This window comes from Endozoicomonas sp. ALE010, assembly GCF_049310165.1.
GTDB lineage: Bacteria > Pseudomonadota > Gammaproteobacteria > Pseudomonadales > Endozoicomonadaceae > Endozoicomonas.
Genome location: NZ_JBLYNV010000171.1, coordinates 1 through 2,139 on the forward strand (window position 1 = coordinate 1; position 2,139 = coordinate 2,139).

Consider the following 2,139-nt stretch of genomic DNA (forward strand, 5'->3'; position numbering starts at 1 on the left):
AGCCCCTTTGAAACCCTCTCCTCCAAAGAGCTGGCAGTGATGACCGTTGCCCTGGAGAACTACCAGCAACATGCAGAGGGTGACTCCTTCACTGCTATCGAACGACTTCTGGACGTACTGGACCCGGATCGGTAGATCCGCAACCAGACAGTTGTAACCCACCAACCCTAACCAGGTAAACCACCATGGAAAAAACAGACGAAAACGGTCTGGCGGATTCTCTCGGCCAGCTGAAAGACAATGAGGTGATGATCCTCTCTGCCAGCACCCTGCTGGGTGATCTGATGTCACTGGTACTGGATGAGCTGAAAGCCATGCCCGATGTCTGGCAGAAGCTGCCGCAACTGCAACAGGAAGAAGTGCTGTTCCGCATCAAACAACGGTGTACTTCTGCTGTCGCCCAGGCCGTGCGACTGATGGCGTCCGGTGACCGGGTCACCCTGACCGCAGCAGTGGACACCGTGACCTTTAAGGATGGCGTAAAAGCCGTGCTGAAAATGCCGGGCAATACCCCGGGCCGTCATGACCTGGCCGACGCCGAAGGGGAAACGGTGCTGATCGTGATTCCGGATACCGCTGCCTATATGGGCGGTGAACTGCCTGAGGCGGATCTCGACCAGCCCACCCTTGCCTTTGAGAGTGAGGACGATCCGCTCTACCAGGAAGCGGTTGACCTGGTACTGGCCATGACCAACCCCTCCATCTCCAACCTGCAGCGTCAGTTGAAAGTGGGGTACAACCGCGCTGCCCGGATGATCGGCACCATGGAAGCCTCCGGCGTAATCAGCAAACCGGACGACCATGGCAAACGCACGGTCAACCAACAGCCACTGCCAGAACCGGCCAGCTCTTACAGCTGCCCACACTGTAACTGGACAGAAAGCTGTGAGGATCCGGAAGCACTGGAGGCGATGATCGCCAGTCATCACGCCATCGACTGCCCGAACACACCGATGACCAACGAGGAAGACACCAGCCAGTTCCATTAACAGCAGACCCCGTAACGCCATAAAAACGACACAACAACAATAACGCCAGGAGCGTAGACCATGAACGAGAACCAGACCACCACGGCACACAGCCCACTGAATGAGCCAGGCCTGTTGGACCGGCTGGCTTATGAGCTGGAAGAGGCCAAGCGCCAGGAGACCGAGGCCCGCAATGCCCGTGTTGCCATTGAGGAGCAGATCCTCACCCATGTGGGGGTTAAGGAGGAAGGCAGCGCCACGGTGAAAAGTGACTACTACAAGGTCACCACCACCGGCGGCATGACCCGCACCCTGAACGGCAAGAAGTGGGCCGAGATCAACGGCCAGCTGCCCAACGAGGTGGTGCAGAACGTGGTGCGCCTGAAGCCGGAACTGGATACCCGCCAGTTCAAGGCCCTGAAGGACCTGAACCCGCAGCAGTACGCCATTGTGGCACAGGCGGTGACCAGCAAGCCCCGCAAGGCATCGGTAAAAATTGAACGACTGGAGACTGGCAACTGATGGCTTTCTCTCTCAACTCCATCAGCCGGGCGGCCGGTTTTACCGCGCCCCGCCTGCTGATTTACAGCGATGCCGGTGTGGGCAAGACCACCCTGGCGGCCGGTGCCGATAGACCGATCTTCCTCTGCACCGAGGACGGTCTGGGCACCCTGGCAGTGGACGCCTTTCCCATGCTGACCCAGTACAGCCAGCTGATCGAGGCACTGTCTGCCCTCTACCACGAAGAGCACGACTACAAGACGGTGGTGCTGGACAGCCTTGACCACCTGGAGCCACTGATCTGGGCCCAGACGTGCGCGGAGCATGACAAAAACTCCATCGAGGACTTTGGCTACGGCAAGGGGTATGTGGAGGCCCTGACCCACTGGCGCAACCTGATGCAGTGGCTGAATGCCCTGCGCAATGAGAAAGGCATGACCATCATCCTGATCGCCCATGCCGAGATCAAGCGCTTTGAATCACCGGAAGTGGACAGCTACGACCGCTACCAGATCAAGCTGCACAAGCGGGCCTCGGAACTGGTCCAGGAGAGCATGGATTGTGTCCTGTTCGCCAACTACAAGACGGTGATCAAAAAAGAAGAATCCGGTTTTGGCAAAACCAAGGCCAAGGGCATCGCCACCGGACAACGGGTGTTGTACACCGAAGC

3 protein-coding genes are annotated in these 2,139 nt (G+C 58.4%); all 3 read left to right on the forward strand.

Going from position 1 to position 2,139, the window contains the following annotated elements; genetic code table 11:
* Window positions 1–185 precede the first annotated feature (185 nt).
* Complete coding sequence (locus ACO6UY_RS24530) at window positions 186–989, forward strand: DNA translocase FtsK (protein WP_422491664.1); 804 nt, start codon at window positions 186–188, stop codon at window positions 987–989.
* 60 nt (window positions 990–1,049) lie between these two features.
* Window positions 1,050–1,490 (forward strand): DUF7173 family protein, encoded by a 441-nt coding sequence (locus tag ACO6UY_RS24535; RefSeq protein WP_422491666.1) that lies wholly within the window; start codon window positions 1,050–1,052, stop codon window positions 1,488–1,490.
* The coding region (locus ACO6UY_RS24540; RefSeq protein ID WP_422491668.1) for an ATP-binding protein at window positions 1,490–2,139 on the forward strand (650 nt) is incomplete at its 3' end. The genes ACO6UY_RS24535 and ACO6UY_RS24540, both read left to right, overlap by 1 nt.